Genomic DNA, 16777 nt, shown 5'->3' on the forward strand with positions numbered 1-16777 from the left:
AGCTGGGTGGCGGCGGCCCACTGCGCGTCGCGCGCCCGGCACGAATCGGCCTGCCGGCATCGCAGTAGGCTCTGCCTACTCAGCTCCGAGGGGGGAGATGGCATGGCGTCACAGATCGTGTCCTACGCGCTGGACGAGGAGACGGTGGTCCGTTTCGAGGTCGAGCCCACGGACGACTGGCACCCGGTCGGCACGGACGAGATCGTCGGCCGCGTGCGGGACGCCGTCCGCCCGGCCGTGGCCGCCGCCCGCACCGTGCTGGAGCGGGTGGCTGAGCTCCAGCCGGCCGCGGTGGAGGTCAAGTTCGGCATCAAGGTCAATGGGACGGCCAACTGGCTGGTCGCCAAGGCCGCCACCGAGGCCAACTTCGAGATCACTCTGACCTGGAAGCCCTCGGCCCCGACCGCGCCCGGCGAGTCGGGCGGCGGGGAGTCGGGCGGCGGGGAGTCCGGCACCGCATGACCCGATCGCCCGGGGCCGGGCCGCGTCCCGGCTCGGACACCTGGGTGGTGGCCGTCCACCGCACCGAGCACGACCGGGCGCCGATCGGTTCGGGCTTCCTGATCGACGGCCGCAGGGTGCTCACCTGCGCCCACGTGGCGTGGCCGGAGTGGTCCAGGAGCGGGGAGTTGTGGATCGCCTTCCCGAAGGCGGAGGAGCTGATGCACCGTCGCGTCCGGGTGCGGGAGGTCCTCGCTCCGCCGGAGCAGGACCACGAGCTGCAGGACGCGGCGGCCCTGCTCCTCGATCTCGACGCGGACCTGCCGGGCCACCTCGCCGCCCCGCTGCGGCAACCGGCGCCGGAAGATCTGGTGGGCACCGCCTGGTGGGCGTTCGGCTTCCCCAACGGCTCGATCGGAAATTCGGCGAGCGGCCTGGTCGGCGAGGCGCTGGCCTACCTCTGGGCCCGGCTGGACACCGGAGGCAGCGGCTCACCGGTGAAGGCCGGCTACAGCGGTGCGGCGGTGTGGTCGCACGACTACCAGGCGGTGGTCGGCATGGTGGGGCAGGCCCAGGGCAGCACGGGGGACGCCCTCGCCCTCAGCCTGCGGGCCGTCGCTGCGGCTCTGCCGGAGCAGCGCCTCCAGCTGCTGACCGACTGGTCGCTCAGGACCGCTGACGAGACGGCCCGGACGGCCTGGGGCTGGGCGCTGGGGACGGACCCCGAGGCGCGACAGCACTGGCACCCGCGTGCCCGGGGCGTGAGCACCGGTGCCGAGCGCGGCCACCGGTTCAGCGGCCGGACGGCGGTGCTCAGGGCCATCGCCGCGTGGCTCACCGACACGAACCCGCCGCGCCAGGCCCAGGTGCTCACCGGGCGCCCGGGATCCGGGAAGTCGGCGGTCCTCGGACGCGTGGTGACCACCGCCGACCCCGAGGCCGCGGCGGAGCTCCCCGCCACCGACACGGCCGTCCGCATGCCGCCGGGCTCGGTCTCCTGCGCCGTGCACGCTAAGGGCAAGACGGCCGTGGAGGTCGCCCACGAGATAGCCCGGGCCGCCTCCGCCGCGCTGCCGGCCCGTCCCGATGATCTCGCGACGGCCCTGCGGGAGGCCCTGGAGAGCCTGGAGCCGCCGGCCGACGGGGCGCGTCGACCGTTCACGCTGGTGATCGACGCACTGGACGAGGCGGTCACACCGGCGGAGGCCCGCACGATCGTGCGCGGCATCGTGCTGCCCCTGGTGGAGACCTGCGCGGGCGACCTGGGCGTGCGCGTGATCGTCGGCACCCGACGCAGGGACGACGCCGGGGATCTGCTCACCGTCTTCGGACCGGCAGCGCACGTCCTGGACCTTGACGACCCGGAGTTCTTCGCGCAGGCCGATCTCGAGGCCTACGCGATGGCCACGCTGCGGCTGACGGGCGACGAGCGCAGTGACAACCCCTACGCCGAGGCGGCGGTGGCCGCGCCGGTCGCACGGCGGATCGCGGCGCTGGCGGCGGGCAACTTCCTGGTGGCGGGCCTCGTCGCGCGCGGGCACGGGCTGCACGACAAGGAGGCGGTCCGGCCGGGTCTCATTTCCTTCCCTGCCACGCTGGACGCCGCGCTGAGCGGCTATCTCGGCCGCCTGCCCGACGTAGGAACGCTCTCCGCGACGGAGGTGCTCACCGCGCTGGCGCTCGCGGAGGGGTCGGGCCTGTCCCTGGGCCTGTGGCGGACGGCCATCGCGGCCCTGTACTCGCAGGCTCCCGATCCTGCGGAGCTGCTTCGCTTCGTGCGGTCCTCGGCAGCGAACTTCGTTCTGGTGAGCGGGGTTTCCAGCGACGACGAGGAGGTCTTCCGACCCTTCCACTACGCGCTGAACGAGTCGCTGGGGCGGGCCCGTGCCGAGACCGCCTCCCGGGCCGACGACGAAGCGGCCCTCGCCCGTGCGTTCATGGCGCAGCGGCGGCGGTGCGGCTGGGAGAACGCGCCGTCGTACCTACTGGGTTCGCTCGGTTTCCACGCCGTGCGAGGCGGCATCATCGACGAGCTGCTGACCGACGAGCGGTACCTGCTCCACGCTGACCTGCGGCGGCTGGTCCCGCTGGCGATGCGGGCGCAGACTCCCCGAGGGCGCGAACTCGCCAGGCTGCTGCGGAAGACGCCGCGCGCGATCGGGGCCTCGGCGGCGGAGCGGGTCGCGCAGTTCAGCGTGACGGAGGCCCAGGAGGAGCTGGGGAGCGCGTTCCGGGAGAGCGCGGTGCGGGCGCCGTACCGTGCGGTGTGGGCGGCGGTGGACCGGGTGCCGGCTCAACTGGCGATCCTCGAAGGCCACAACGGGCATGTTGCCGACCTCTGCGCGGCCGGTGTCGGTGGCCGCCAGCTGATCGTCAGCGCCGGCAACGACCGCACCGTTCGGACCTGGGACGCCGCCACCGGTGAGCCGGTGCATGTGTTCGACCACGAAGGCTGGATCCAGTCGGTCTGCGCAGTGCCGGTCGACGGCACCGTCGCCATCGCCAGTGCTGGTAGAGATGGACTGATCCGGCTCTGGGACCTCGATACCGGTGCGCTGCTCCGTACCTTGCAGGGCCACGATCAGCTGGTCTCTGCGCTCTGCTCCTTCCAGATTGACGGCCGTAGCCTGATTGCCAGCGCAGGCCGCGACCGGCGCCTGCGGGTCTGGGACCCGGCCACCGGAGAATTGCTCCAGACGTTCCGCGGACGGGTGCACGCCGTAAAGGCCCTCTGCCCGATTCGATTCGACGGCCGCACGCATCTCGCCCTCTTGAGTGGCGGCATCGACAGGTGGTTCGTGCGGCTCTGGGACCCCGTTCTCGGGAAGACCAGCCGCACCATCAGGACGCGAGGCGGCTGGTTCCGGCAGATCTGCCGGGTTGAACTCGCGGGCCGTGATCTCCTTGCGCTCAGTTCGGGCGCCACGGATGAGGACGGTGTGGAGCTGATCGATCCGACGTCAGGCCGGGCCATTGATTGGTTCGACGGCGGTGTCGGGTCGGTTCATTCCCTGCGCAGCTTCACCTTCCGCGGCCACCGCGTGCTGGCCGCAGGCTACGGCGAGGACGAATGCGGCAGCGCGATCATCTGGGATATCGCGACGGGGAGCGCCATCGGCACCCTGGAGGGCCATGGCGGCTGGGTCTGGGCTCTGTGCAATGTCGAGGCTGACGGTCGCGAGCTGATCGTCACAGGTGGACAGGACGGCATGGTGCGTCTCTGGGACCTGGACTCACAGTCCGATACGGCGGACGGCGCCGACCCCATCGGTCGGGTCGGAGACCTCTGCACCGTGGACGCCGTCGGCCGTACTCTGGTCGCCGGCATCGCCGATTCGGCGGTCGTGCTCTGGGATCCGACCACGGGACACCGGGTTCGCACGCATGCTTTTCCCGGCTACATCCGCGACATCTGCGCACTGAAGTGCGGAGACCGCTCCTACGTGGTTGCCAGTTGCCGCAATGGCGAGACGGACGCGATACACGTCATTGCTCCCGGCGAGGAAAGTCCGGTCAGCATTGTCGCGGAAGACCTGCACTGGGTCCAGGCCATGTGCACGGTCGACGTCGATGGGCGGTTGCTCCTGGCACTTGGCGTTTCGGGCTCCAGCAAGCCCGCCAAAGTGCAGCTCTGGGATCCACTCGAAAGCACGCTCGTCAGGGAAATCGACATTGCCGCATCCAGTATTCACCGCCTCGGCACCATCACGGTCGCTGGACGGGCGCTCCTCGCCGTCAACTGCGAGGCCGACTCGTATGACGACACGCGGGTATGTCTCTGGGACCCTTCGACCGGCGATTCCGTCCGGACCATGAAGGTGACCGGCACCTCGTACTCGACAATGCACGCACTGGATATCGACGGAACCACACTGCTGGCAACCGTCTCCCATGTCCACGACGATTCGGACGACGAGCTCAGAATCGGTTGGCTCTCCCTCTCCGACCCGCTCACGGGAGAGGTGGTCCGCAGCCGGGAGGTCCATCGTGGCTGGGTCAATTCCGTACGCGTCGTCGAGGTCGACGGTGCCCACCTACTGGCAACGGTCGGCCAGGACGACCGAACGATCAGGCTCTGGGAGCCGAACTCCCTGCACCAGGTCCTGGAAATCCCGGTCCGGCAGGCTCCGCAGGACCTGGTCCAGGTCGGCGACACCCTCGTCATCGGCCTCGAAACCGGCGTGATGGCCATCGCCCTCCCGCCGGACGCCGATACCTGACAGTCACGCTCGCCGCGGCTCGGCCTCGACCTCGGCGGCGCTCCCGGCATCCAAGCGGGCGGACCGCGCGCCCGCCGCCCCCGTCTCTGCCATCTGCCGCATCGCGGCATTGACAAAGCGCCGAAGTGGATCGCGCCCAGCAGGCCAGGAAGGCATGCGAGGCTGAACGGCACACCGCACACGATGAGTTCAGCCGGGCGATGACGAAGGGAGAAGCACGATGAACCACACGCGCTGGAAGCTCGCCCGCGAGCGCGCAGTTGCCGAGGGGCGGCGGGAAGCGCCCGAGGTCGAGGCGATGCGCACGGAGATCCGCCTGGCCTTCGACCTTGGCCAGGCTGTCTACGATCGCCGGACTGCTCTGGGTCTGTCCCAGGCGGAACTGGCCATGCGGGCGAACATGACGCAGCCCCAGGTGTCGAAGCTCGAACTGGGTGGAACCGTGCCGACCCTGCCGCTGCTGGCGCGCCTTGCCAAGGCGCTGGATGCGTCCCTGAACATCGCGCTCGATGACGGCACGTCCAGCGTCGTCTTCACGCCGCACGCTGCCTGAGAGCGCCGGCCCGCCATCCCGTAGGCTGCTGACCTGCTGTGAAACCGGTGAGCATGGGGGATGTATGGCGAAGTTCCGGGTGACTGTCACGTTGCCGGCTGCCGCGCAGGCTGATCCGCTGGCGGCGATCGCCGAGGCGATGCGTCCCTTCGACATGAACGTCGATCCGGCCACCGGTGGGGACGGGTTCAATCCCCAGGGCGAGTGGGACTGGTGGCAGATATCGAGCTACGACAACCTGGTGGTGCTGCCGGCGCACGACGGGGACCCGCGGCTGATCCACCAGGCGGTGCGGCCGAACGGGGAGCCGCGGCCGCGCGGTTCGCTGCGGTGCGACGGAGGGCCGCGCGGGTTGCTCGACCTGGACGGGATGCGGGCGATCAGTGCGGCGGATGCGGCGGCCACCTGGGCGGTGTGGGCGCGCTTTGCCGCTCAGCATCCGCCGGCCGAGCCGCGGTCGGCGTTCCTCGCGCGCTACGGGGTGGACGCCGAGGCCGCCTCGCCCGATCTGGAGCGGGCCAAGCGGGAGCACCTGGCGCAGCCGCTGGTGCAGGCGCTGGCGCAGTACGCGGTCACCGGTGGGGACGAGCACTATCCGAACAGCTTCGTGATGCACGATCCCGTCGCGCTCTTCTCGGGGACCGAGCAGGAGTACGTCGAGCGGGCGGCGGCGGTTGCGGTGCCGACCACCGCGCTGCTGACCCTGGCCGGCCAGTGGGCCGACCAGTGGAACGCGCGTCCGCTGGGCGAGGTGCGCCCGGAGGAGTCCGAGGGCGGCGCGTACTGGCGGCTGGCCGACGCCTACCTGCGCGGGCTGCCCGAGGACGCGCTGCTCGTGCAGCTCCTCTGCCACTGCTGAGCTCCGCGCGCGGGGCGCCATGACACCGGAAGTCGAAGGCAGGGCAGCCCAGTTCGAGCCGCGCGGTACCGTGGTGACATGACCCTGCACCATCCAGAGCGCGAGCAGATCCGGATCGACAGCGTCCTGTCGGCCCTGGGCAGTCCCCTGCGGCTCGCCGTGATCCGCTTGCTCGACGGCACCGGTGAGCACAACTGCAGCAGCGTGCTGCGCACCCTGAGCGTGCCGTCGAAGTCGACCATGACGCACCACTGGCGGGTGCTGCGCGAGAGCGGGGTCATCCGGCAGCGGCCGGCCGGGCGGGAGCACCTGCTCTCGCTGCGCCGCGAGGACCTGGACGCCCGCTACCCCGGGCTGCTGGACGCGGTGCTGAGCGGCGTGATCTCCGACCGTGCTCTGTCCGCCGCCTGATCGCGGTACTCAGTACCGCCAGCGGGTGGCCGCGGCCAACTGCTCGGGGCTGTGGCCCGCGAAGAGTTCGATCTCGCCCAGCCGCACCGCCAGCACCGCCTCGTAGAGCGGATCGCCCATCGCCTCCCGCAGCACGCCCGAGGTGCGGTATGCGGCCACCGACTCGGCCAGGGTGCCGGGCAGCCGCGGGACTTCGCCCTCCGGCAGCAGCGCCGGGTCGTCGCAGGTCTCGGCGGGCAGTGCGCGGCGGGCGTCGACTCCGGTCAGGCCCGCGGCGAGCACGGCGCCGAGCAGCAGGTACGGGTTGGCGGCGGCGTCGAAGCACTTGAACTCGGCGTTGGCGCTGCCGGCGCCCTCGCCGGGCGGGCCGGGGATCAGGCGGAGCGCGGCCTCGCGGTTCTCCATGCCCCAGCACTGGAAGGCGCCGGCCCAGCGCTGCGGGAGCAGCCGCAGGTAGCTCGCGGGGCTGGGCGCGCCGAGGGCCAGGAGTGCGGGCAGTTCGGCCAGCACCCCGGCCAGGAAGGACTCGGCCTCGCCGTTGAGGCCGTAGGGCCCGGGGCCGCCCTGGGCGAGGTTGCGCCCCTCACGCCAGAGCGAGAGGTGCAGGTGGCCGCCGTTGCCGACGCCGCCGGGCTCGACGGCGGGGGCGTAGGAGGTGCGCAGGCCGTGCCGGCGGCCCACCGCGCGGATGGTCTGGCGGGCCAGCACAGTGGTGTCGGCGGCGCCCAGCGGGCCCTGGGCGGCCAGCGAGAGCTCGAACTGGCCGGGGGCGTACTCGGGGTGGAGCTGGAGCACGGACAGGCCCTGCTCGTCGAAGGCGTGCAGCAGGTCGCGCAGGTAGTCGGAGAGGTCGACCAGGCGGTGCAGGCCGTAGGCGGGGCCGTGGGTGGGGTAGACCGGCGGCTGCTCGGGGGCGTCGGCCAGCGCCACCACCCACTCGATCTCGATCCCGGCCCGCAGGTCGAGGCCGCGCAACCGGGCCGCGTGGATCATCCGCTGGGCGAAGCGGCGCTGGCAGCCGGGGTGCACGGTGCCGTCCTGGGCGTACCGGTCGGCGGGGGCCCAGGCCCAGCCGGGCTGGGCGGCCAGCCTGGTCAGCCGGCCGAGATCGGGGATCAGCCGCAGGTCGCCGGCCGGACCGCCGATGTGGCGGCTGGTGGTGATCGAGTCGTCCACCAGGAAGACGTCGAAGGAGGGGGCGGCGCCGACGCCCCAGGCGGCCGCCTGTTCGAGACGGCGGACCGGGACGGTCTTGACCCGGGCCAGGCCGGCGTTGTCCACCCAGCCGAGGATCACGCCCTCGACGCCCTCGGCGGCCAGCCGGGCGGCGGCCACCCGCGCCCGGGCGGCCCGCTCGGCCCGCAGCTCGGCGGTGAGCGGCTCGTCGCCGAACGGCGGCTCGCCGACCTGCTCGCTGCTCCAGGATTCCGCCTGCTCGGCCGTGGTGGTGCTCATACGACCCATGCTGTCGCGCGGTCCGGTTCCCGGCCATTACCCGCAGGAGTGGTTCTGCTCTCCGGAAGCTGACGGTCCGTCGGATGCGACGGCGATCACCCGCACCGGGCTCGGATGCCCTCTTCCGGCGTCCCGGCAACTTCGCTACAGTGACCGCACGCACCACCGCCGGGCTTCGGGAGCCGCACCGGCGAGTCACCGCGGGTCACGCCTGCGGCGGGTGCCACTTCTGCGTCATTCACCAGCCGGGCCGCCTGATCCCAGGGGCCGTGCTGGCCTGCGGTGATCTCGTGGTACGGCCGGAGCGGACCGGACCGGCCCGGGAGCCGCGCCTCACACCCGTTGACGCCCAGGCGCGCCGGACCGCGCGCCGCCCCTCGGTGCGCCGAACCGTGCGCCACCGCCCCCGCAGCCGTCGCGGCAGCAGCCGCCAGCGCGCCACCGCCGCACGCCTGCGCCCGTCCAGCCACCGCCCCGGTGCGGCGCCACGCGCCCACGGGCTGCCCCGCCCGCCCCCGGCCACCGCCTCGGCAGTCCGGTCGGGCCTCCCGAAAGGACCAGCAAAGATGCAGGCTCCCGACTCTGCCAGCAGCAGCACCACCGCGCAGCCCTTCCCCACCGTCGCGGTGGTGGGCCTGGGCACCATGGGCGCCGGGGTCGCCGTGGCGATCGCCCGCAGCGGCCGCCGCGTGATCGGCATCGAGGCCGACGCCGCCGGCGCCGCCCGGGCGCTGGCCCGGATCGAGGCCGCCACCGCCCATGCGGTGGAGCGCGAGCGGCTCACCGCCGAGGAGCGCACCGCGCTGCTCGCGCTGATCGGCGTCGGCGCGCAGCTCGACGCCGCCGCCGCGGCGGACCTGGTGATCGAGGAGATCCCCGAGCAACTGGAGCTCAAGCGCGACCTGTTCGCCGAGCTGGACAAGATCTGCCCGCCGCACACCGTGCTGGCCACCGGCACCACCTCGCTCTCGGTGACCCGGATCGCCGCCGCCACCGGGCGCCCGGACCGGGTGCTCGGGCTGCACTTCTTCAACCCGGTGCACGCGATGAAGCTGGTCGAGGTGGTCCGCACCGTGCTGACCGCCGGCCAGGTCGCCGAGGAGGCGGCCGGGTTCGCCCGCTCGCTGGGCAAGGAGCCGGTGGCCGCCGGCGACCGGGCCGGCTTCGTGGTGAACGGGCTGCTCTTCGCCTACCTCAACCAGGCGGCGGCCATGTACGAGTCCAAGTACGCCACCCGGGAGGACATCGACGCGGCGATGCGGCTGGGCTGCGGCCTGCCGATGGGCCCGCTCGCGCTGCTCGACCTGATCGGCGTGGACACCGCCCGCACCGTGCTGGAGGCGATGTACGAGCAGTCCAGGGACCGGCTGCACGCCCCGGCGCCGATCCTCGGCCAGCTGGTCGCGGCCGGCCTGCTCGGCCGCAAGACCGGGCGCGGCTTCTACACCTACGAGGCGCCGGGCTCCTCCAAGGTGGTGGCCGAACCGGGCGCGGGCACCGTCGCGAGGACCGCCGGGCGCGTGGTCGAGCGGGTCGGCGTCTGCGGCTCGGGGACGATGGCCACCGGCATCGCCGAGGTCTTCGCCAAGGCCGGCTACCAGGTCACCCTGGTCGCCCGCAGCCAGGAGAAGGCCGACCGGGCCAAGTCCCAGCTGGCCCGCTCGCTGGCCCGCTCGGTGGAGAAGGGCCGGCTCACCGAGGAGCAGCGCGAGGCGGCGCTCGCCCTGGTGACGCCGGCCGCCCAGCTGACCGACCTGGCCGAGGCCGACCTGGTGCTGGAGGCGGTGGCCGAGGACCTGGCCGTCAAGCGCGAGCTGTTCGCCACCCTGGACAAGATCTGCCGGCCCGGCGCCGTGCTGGCCACCACCACCTCCAGCCTGCCGGTGATCAGCTGTGCCACCGCCACCGGGCGACCGCGCGACGTGGTCGGGATGCACTTCTTCAACCCGGCGCCCGCGATGAAGCTGGTCGAGGTGGTCTCCACGGTGCTGACCGCCCCGGACGTCACCGCGACCGTGCTGGAGGTCTGCGCCAGGGTCCGCAAGCATCCGGTGGAGTGCGGCGACCGGGCCGGCTTCATCGTCAACGCCCTGCTCTTCCCCTACCTGAACGACGCGGTGCGGATGCTGGAGGAGCACTACGCGACGGTCGACGACATCGACACCGCGATGAAGCTGGGCTGCGGCTACCCGATGGGCCCCTTCGAGCTCCTCGACGTGGTCGGCCTGGACGTCTCGCTGACCATCGAGCGGGTGCTGCACCAGGAGTTCCGCGAACCGGGGCTGGCCGCGGCGCCGCTGCTGGAGCACCTGGTGGCGGCCGGCTGCCTGGGCCGCAAGACGGGCCGCGGCTTCCGCGACCACGCGCGCCGATGACCGGCACCCAGGGCGCCGGCCAGGAGCCCACCCGGCCCGGCCCCCCGCGCCCGCTGCGCCCGGTCTGGGACGAGGCGGCCGTCGCGAGCCGCTGGCCCCGCCCCGCGGTGAGCCCGGCCGCCGCCGCGGTGCGGCGACCGGTCCGGGCAACGGCGCCGGGAGCGCTCGCCCAGGCGTGTAGCGTTCCAGCCATGGATGCGGAACAGTCAGCCACCGAGCGGGGCGGGCGCACCACCGCGGTCGCCGAACACGCCCCTGGCCATCGCCGGGCCGCCGCGCAGCGCCAGCAGATGCGTCAGGACCTCGCGCAGGCCGCGATGGAGCTGTTCGCCACCCAGGGGTACGAGGAGACCACGGTCGATCAGATCGCGGCCGCCGCGGGGGTGGCCCGGCGCACCTTCTTCCGCTACTTCCGTTCCAAGGAGGAGGCGATCTTCCCGGACCACGACGACACCCTGGTCCGGGTGGCCGACCTGCTGGCCAGCGCGGAGCCCGAGGAGCACCCGCTGGACGTGGTCTGCCGCGGCATCAAGGAGGTGCTGCACATGTACGCGGCCACCCCTGCCGTCTCGGTGGCGCGCTACCAGCTGATCCGTCAGGTGCCGGCGCTGCGCGAGCGGGAGATCGCGGTGGTGGCCCGCTACGAGCGGCTGTTCACGCGGTACCTGCTCGGGCGGTTCGACGCGGCGGTGGGGACGGGCACGGAGGGGACGGCGATCCCGCCGGGCTGGCAGCACGGCGGGGACGACGACTCGATGCTCGCCGAGGTCTCGGCGGCGGCCGTGGTCGCGGCCCACAACCACGTGCTGCGCCGCTGGCTGCGGGCCGGCGGCCACGGGGACGTGGAGGCGCAGCTGGAGCACTCCTTCGAGGTGATCCGGGGGACCTTCTGGGCCACCGCGCCGCGCGGGGTGCGGCGCCGCGGCACGCTTGTGGCACCCGGTGCCACCGAGGGTGCCGAGGCCGCGCTGGAACCGCTGGCCGCGAGTGCCCTCAGTGCCACCCCGGGCGGTGAGGTGGTCATCACAGTGGCCAGAACCGACGCGCCGCTGGAGCAGGTGCTGGACAGCATCAAGGCCGCGCTCAGTCGCTGAGCGCCGGATAACCGCAGGTCAGAAGGCCCATTCCGAGATTCGGGGTGGGCCTTTCGGCTGCCTCGGAGCTGGCCGGAACGCCCTCGCAGCGGGCTCAAAAATCATGGCACCCAGTGTCTTTACGAGTGGCACAGGGTGCCAGTAGCTTGTTACTCACCAGTCGCGGCGCCGCGGCTCCCCACCTCGGCGCGCCGCCGTCCGGCGTCCCCACACCCCGGGGGCCAGCAGTCCACCCAGCGAAGCCGGTGTCCGCTCCCGGCTCCCCCAGACGCCCTGTGCGCCCTCACAGGTACGCCTTCGGAGGCAGCCATGAAGGAAATCCTCGACGCGATCCTCAGCGCCGACAGCGTGGCGGCGGACTTCGCCGCGCTGAAACTGCCCGAGTCCTACCGGGCGGTGACGCTCCACAAGGACGAGGAGCAGATGTTCGCCGGGCTGGAGAGCCGGGACAAGGACCCGCGCCGCTCGCTCCACCTGGACGAGGTCGCGGTGCCCGAACTGGGCCCGGGCGAGGCCCTGGTGGCCGTGATGGCCAGCGCCGTCAACTACAACACCGTGTGGTCCTCGATCTACGAGCCGGTCTCCACCTTCGGCTTCCTGGAGCGCTACGGGCGGCTGTCCCCGCTGACCAAGCGCCACGACCTGCCGTACCACGTGCTCGGCTCGGACCTGGCCGGCGTGGTGCTGCGCACCGGCGCGGGCGTCAACGCCTGGAAGCCGGGCGACGAGGTGGTCGCGCACTGCCTCTCGGTCGAGCTGGAGAGCCCGGACGGCCACGACGACACGATGATGGACCCGGAGCAGCGGATCTGGGGCTTCGAGACGAACTTCGGCGGCCTGGCCCAGCTGGCCCTGGTGAAGACCAACCAGCTGATGCCCAAGCCCGCGCACCTCACCTGGGAGGAGGCCGCCTCCCCCGGCCTGGTCAACTCCACCGCCTACCGCCAGCTGGTCAGCCGCAACGGCGCCGGCATGAAGCAGGGCGACAACGTGCTGATCTGGGGCGCCAGCGGCGGCCTCGGCTCCTACGCGACCCAGTACGCGCTGGCCGGCGGCGCCACCCCGATCTGCGTGGTCTCCAGCCCCCAGAAGGCCGAGATCTGCCGGGCGATGGGCGCCGAGGCGATCATCGACCGCAGCGCCGAGGCCTACAAGTTCTGGAAGGACGAGAACACCCAGGACCCGCGCGAGTGGAAGCGCCTGGGCGGCCGGATCCGCGAGCTGACCGGCGGCGAGGACGTGGACATCGTCTTCGAGCACCCGGGCCGCGAGACCTTCGGCGCCAGCGTCTACGTCACCCGCAAGGGCGGCACCATCGTCACCTGCGCCTCCACCTCCGGCTTCATGCACCAGTACGACAACCGCTACCTGTGGATGTCGCTCAAGAAGATCGTCGGCTCGCACTTCGCCAACTACCGCGAGGCGTGGGAGGCCAACCGCCTGATCGCCAAGGGAAAGATCCACCCCACCGTCTCCAAGGTCTACTCCCTGGAGGAGACCGGCCAGGCCGCCCTCGACGTCCACCACAACAAGCACCAGGGCAAGGTGGGCGTGCTCTGCCTGGCCCCCGAGGAGGGCCTGGGCGTGCGCGACGCCGAGCTGCGCGCCAAGCACCTGCCGGCGATCAACATCTTCCGCGAGCTCGACGAGCGGAAGCACCAGGGCAGCCGGGACATCTGATGACCGATCGTCAGAACCGCGACCGGCCCTGGCTGATGCGCACCTACGCCGGCCACTCCACCGCCGCGGACTCCAACGCGCTCTACCGGCGCAACCTGGCCAAGGGCCAGACCGGCCTCTCGGTCGCCTTCGACCTGCCCACCCAGACCGGCTACGACTCGGACCACGTGCTGGCCCGCGGCGAGGTCGGCCGGGTCGGCGTCCCGGTGGGCCACATCGGCGACATGCGCGCGCTCTTCGACGGGATCCCGCTGGAGCGCACCAACACCTCGATGACCATCAACGCCACCGCGATGTGGCTGCTGGCGCTCTACCAGGTGGTCGCCGAGGAGCAGGGCGCGGACATCACCAGGCTCACCGGCACCACCCAGAACGACATCGTCAAGGAGTACCTGTCGCGCGGGACGCACGTCTTCCCGCCCGGGCCCTCCATCCGGCTGATCACCGACATGATCGCCTACACGGTGGCCGGGATCCCCAAGTGGAACCCGATCAACATCTGCAGCTACCACCTGCAGGAGGCCGGCGCCACCCCGGTGCAGGAGATCGCCTTCGCGATGTGCACCGCGATCACCGTCCTGGACGCGGTCCGCGACAGCGGCCAGGTGCCCCAGGAGCGGATGGGCGAGGTGGTCGGCCGGATCTCCTTCTTCGTCAACGCGGGCGTCCGCTTCGTCGAGGAGATGTGCAAGCTGCGGGCCTTCGGCCGGCTCTGGGAGAAGGTCGCCCTGGAGCGCTACGGCATCCAGGACCCCAAGCAGCGCCGGTTCCGCTACGGCGTGCAGGTCAACTCGCTGGGTCTGACCGAGGCGCAGCCGGAGAACAACGTCCAGCGGATCGTGCTGGAGATGCTGGGCGTCACGCTCTCCAAGGACGCGCGCGCCCGCGCCGTCCAGCTGCCCGCCTGGAACGAGGCGCTGGGCCTGCCCCGGCCCTGGGACCAGCAGTGGTCGCTGCGGATCCAGCAGGTGCTGGCCTACGAGTCGGACCTGCTGGAGTACGAGGACCTGTTCGCCGGCTCGCACGTGGTCGAGGCGAAGACCGCCGAGCTGCTGGCCGGCGCCGAGGCGGAGATCACCAAGGTGCTGGGCATGGGCAGCGGTGACGGGCGGGAGGGCATCATCCCCGCCGTCGAGTCCGGCTACCTGAAGTCCGCGCTGGTCGCCTCGCACGCCGAGCGCCGGGCCCGGATCGAGAGCGGCGAGGACAAGATCGTCGGGGTGAACTGCTTCGACACCACCGAGGAGAACCCGCTCACCGCCGACCTGGACGCCGCGATCATGGTGGTCGACCCGGCCGCCGAGCAGGGCGTGCTGGACAGCCTGGCGGCCTGGAAGGCGACCCGCGACGACGCGGCGGCCCAGCGCGCGCTGGCCGAGCTCAAGGCGGTCGCCGGCACCGGGGTCAACCTGATGGCGGCCACCCTCGACTGCGTGCGGGCCGGGGTGACCACCGGCGAGTGGGCCTTCGCGCTGCGCGAGGTCTTCGGCGAGTACCGGGCCCCCACCGGGGTCGGCGGCGCGCCGGTCGCGGTGCCGGCCGAGCCCGGCGGCGAGCTGGCGGCGGTGCGCGCGGCGGTCGCCGCCACGGCGGCCGAGCTGGGCTGCGGCAAGCTGCGCCTGCTGGTCGGCAAGCCCGGCCTGGACGGGCACTCCAACGGTGCCGAGCAGATCGCGGTGCGCGCCCGGGACGCCGGCTTCGAGGTGGTCTACCAGGGCATCCGGCTGACCCCCGAGCAGATCGTGGCGGCGGCGGTGGCCGAGGACGTGCACTGCGTGGGCCTGTCGATCCTCTCCGGCGCGCACGCCGAGTTGGTCCCCGATGTGCTGCGGCGGCTGCGCCGGGCCGGGGTGGAGGATGTGCCAGTGATCGTGGGTGGCATCATCCCGGCAGCGGACGGCGAGGCTCTCAAGGCCGCCGGCGTCGCTGCCGTGTTCACCCCGAAGGACTTCGGCATCACCACCATCATCGGCCGGATCGTCGACGAGATCCGCCTGGCCAACCACCTGGCCCCGACCAAGGAAGAGACCCTCGCCTCATGACCAACGCCCACCCGTCGCCCGCCGCCACCCTCCTTTCGAGCGGCTCCGCCGCCGCCCCCAACCGCCTGCGCCCGCGCCGCTCCTGTCTCGCCGTCCCCGGCAGCAACCCGCGCTTCCTGGAGAAGGCCCAGGGCCTGCCCGCCGACCAGGTCTTCCTCGACCTGGAGGACGCCTGCGCCCCCCTGGTCAAGGAGAGCGCCCGGCACAGCATCGTGGACGCGCTGAACAACGGCGACTGGGGCAAGAAGACCAAGGTCGTGCGGGTCAACGACTGGACCACGCACTGGACCTACCGCGACGTGATCACGGTGGTCGAGGGCGCCGGCCCGAACCTGGACTGCATCATGCTGCCCAAGGTGCAGGACGCCGAGCAGGTCAAGGCGCTGGACCTGCTGCTCACCCAGATCGAGAAGACGATGGGCTTCGAGGTCGGCAGGATCGGCATCGAGGCGCAGATCGAGAACGCCAAGGGCCTGATCAACGTCGACGCGATCGCCACCGCCTCGCCGCGGCTGGAGACCATCATCTTCGGCCCGGCCGACTTCATGGCCTCGATCAACATGAAGTCCCTGGTGGTCGGCGAGCAGCCGCCCGGCTACAACGCCGACGCCTACCACTACATCCTGATGCGCATCCTGATGGCCGCCCGGGCCAACGACCTGCAGGCGATCGACGGCCCCTACCTGCAGATCCGCAACGCCGAGGGCTACCGCGAGGTGGCCGGGCGGTCCGCCGCGCTGGGCTTCGACGGCAAGTGGGTGCTGCACCCGGACCAGGTCGCCGCGGCGAACGAGATCTACTCGCCCTCCCAGGAGGACTACGACCACGCCGAGCTGATCCTGGACGCCTACGACTGGTGCACCTCGGAGGCCGGCGGCTTCAAGGGCTCGGCGATGCTCGGCGACGAGATGATCGACGAGGCCAGCCGCAAGATGGCGCTGGTGATCTCCGGCAAGGGCCGTGCCGCGGGCATGGAGCGCACCTCCAAGTTCGAGCCCCCGCAGGCATAGGGAAGAGGGATCTGAGATGCAGTTCGGACGCACCTACGAGGAGTTCGAGGTCGGCGCGGTCTACAAGCACTGGCCCGGGAAGACCGTCACCGAGTACGACGATCACCTCTTCTGCCTGCTGACCATGAACCACCACCCCCTCCACATGGACACCAACTATGCGGAGAAGACGACGGACTTCGGCAAGAACGTCGTGGTCGGCAACTACATCTACTCGCTGCTGCTCGGCATGTCCGTCCCGGACGTCTCGGGCAAGGCGATCGCCAACCTGGAGATCGAGTCGCTGCGGCACATCGCGCCGACCTTCCACGGCGACACCCTGTACGGCGAGACCACGGTGCTGGACAAGTGGCCGTCCAAGTCCAAGGACGACCGCGGCATCGTCTACGTCGAGACCAAGGGCTACAAGCAGGACGGCACCGTCGTCTGCCTCTTCCGCCGCAAGGTGATGGTGCCGACCACCACCTACACCCAGGCGCGCGGCGGCGAGCAGCCCGGCCGCCCGACCCCGCTGGCCTGACCGGCCGCACCCGCCATGCCCCCGGTCAGGGGCCGCCGTCATCGGCCCCTGGCCGGTCCAGGGGGCTCCGCGAAAGTCACGCTTCGCGGGGCCCCCGACCCCCTCCCGAGCCTTTTC

12 protein-coding genes are annotated in these 16777 nt (G+C 72.0%); 11 read left to right on the plus strand and 1 reads right to left on the minus strand.

The window, feature by feature from the left end; all coding sequences use genetic code 11:
* Window positions 1-102: 102 nt before the first annotated feature.
* From OG500_RS12130 to OG500_RS12150, 5 genes are all read left to right on the plus strand, one after another.
* A complete protein-coding gene (locus OG500_RS12130; protein WP_329579642.1) occupies window positions 103-462 on the plus strand; it encodes a CU044_2847 family protein in 360 nt (119 codons plus the stop codon).
* On the plus strand, window positions 459-4661 hold the full coding sequence (locus tag OG500_RS12135; RefSeq protein ID WP_329579644.1) for a WD40 repeat domain-containing protein: 4203 nt from the start codon (window positions 459-461) through the stop codon (window positions 4659-4661). The genes OG500_RS12130 and OG500_RS12135 overlap by 4 nt, the downstream gene beginning before the upstream one ends.
* Before the next feature lie 220 nt (window positions 4662-4881).
* Window positions 4882-5214, plus strand: coding sequence for a helix-turn-helix domain-containing protein (locus OG500_RS12140; protein ID WP_329579646.1), 333 nt, complete (start codon window positions 4882-4884; stop codon window positions 5212-5214).
* Between the two features lie 79 nt (window positions 5215-5293).
* Complete coding sequence (locus OG500_RS12145) at window positions 5294-6073, plus strand: hypothetical protein (RefSeq protein ID WP_329579649.1); 780 nt, start codon at window positions 5294-5296, stop codon at window positions 6071-6073.
* Between the two features lie 78 nt (window positions 6074-6151).
* Window positions 6152-6484, plus strand: a complete 333-nt coding sequence (locus OG500_RS12150; protein WP_327066577.1) for an ArsR/SmtB family transcription factor — start codon at window positions 6152-6154, stop codon at window positions 6482-6484.
* A 9-nt stretch (window positions 6485-6493) separates the two neighbouring features.
* Here OG500_RS12150 and OG500_RS12155 read toward each other — a convergent pair whose 3' ends face one another.
* A complete protein-coding gene (locus OG500_RS12155; protein ID WP_329579654.1) occupies window positions 6494-7939 on the minus strand; it encodes a glutamine synthetase family protein in 1446 nt (481 codons plus the stop codon).
* Between the two features lie 566 nt (window positions 7940-8505).
* Here OG500_RS12155 and OG500_RS12160 point away from each other — a divergent pair.
* The 6 genes from OG500_RS12160 to OG500_RS12185 all read left to right on the plus strand — a co-directional run bounded on the left by OG500_RS12160 (window position 8506) and on the right by OG500_RS12185 (window position 16660).
* Entirely contained in the window at window positions 8506-10314 is a 1809-nt protein-coding gene (locus OG500_RS12160; protein ID WP_329579658.1) for a 3-hydroxyacyl-CoA dehydrogenase family protein, read from the plus strand.
* A gap of 191 nt (window positions 10315-10505) precedes the next feature.
* On the plus strand, window positions 10506-11408 hold the full coding sequence (locus tag OG500_RS12165) for a TetR family transcriptional regulator (RefSeq protein ID WP_329579661.1): 903 nt from the start codon (window positions 10506-10508) through the stop codon (window positions 11406-11408).
* A gap of 309 nt (window positions 11409-11717) precedes the next feature.
* A complete protein-coding gene (gene ccrA / locus OG500_RS12170; protein ID WP_327066581.1) occupies window positions 11718-13088 on the plus strand; it encodes a crotonyl-CoA carboxylase/reductase in 1371 nt (456 codons plus the stop codon).
* Entirely contained in the window at window positions 13088-15130 is a 2043-nt protein-coding gene (locus OG500_RS12175) for a protein meaA (protein WP_329579665.1), read from the plus strand. The genes ccrA and OG500_RS12175 overlap by 1 nt, the downstream gene beginning before the upstream one ends.
* A complete protein-coding gene (locus OG500_RS12180; protein ID WP_327066583.1) occupies window positions 15127-16140 on the plus strand; it encodes an HpcH/HpaI aldolase/citrate lyase family protein in 1014 nt (337 codons plus the stop codon). Before OG500_RS12175 ends, OG500_RS12180 begins: the two co-directional genes overlap by 4 nt.
* 16 nt (window positions 16141-16156) lie before the next feature.
* On the plus strand, window positions 16157-16660 hold the full coding sequence (locus OG500_RS12185) for a MaoC family dehydratase (protein ID WP_329579670.1): 504 nt from the start codon (window positions 16157-16159) through the stop codon (window positions 16658-16660).
* Window positions 16661-16777 lie beyond the last annotated feature (117 nt).

Source organism: Kitasatospora sp. NBC_01250, from assembly GCF_036226465.1.
Classification (GTDB): domain Bacteria; phylum Actinomycetota; class Actinomycetes; order Streptomycetales; family Streptomycetaceae; genus Kitasatospora.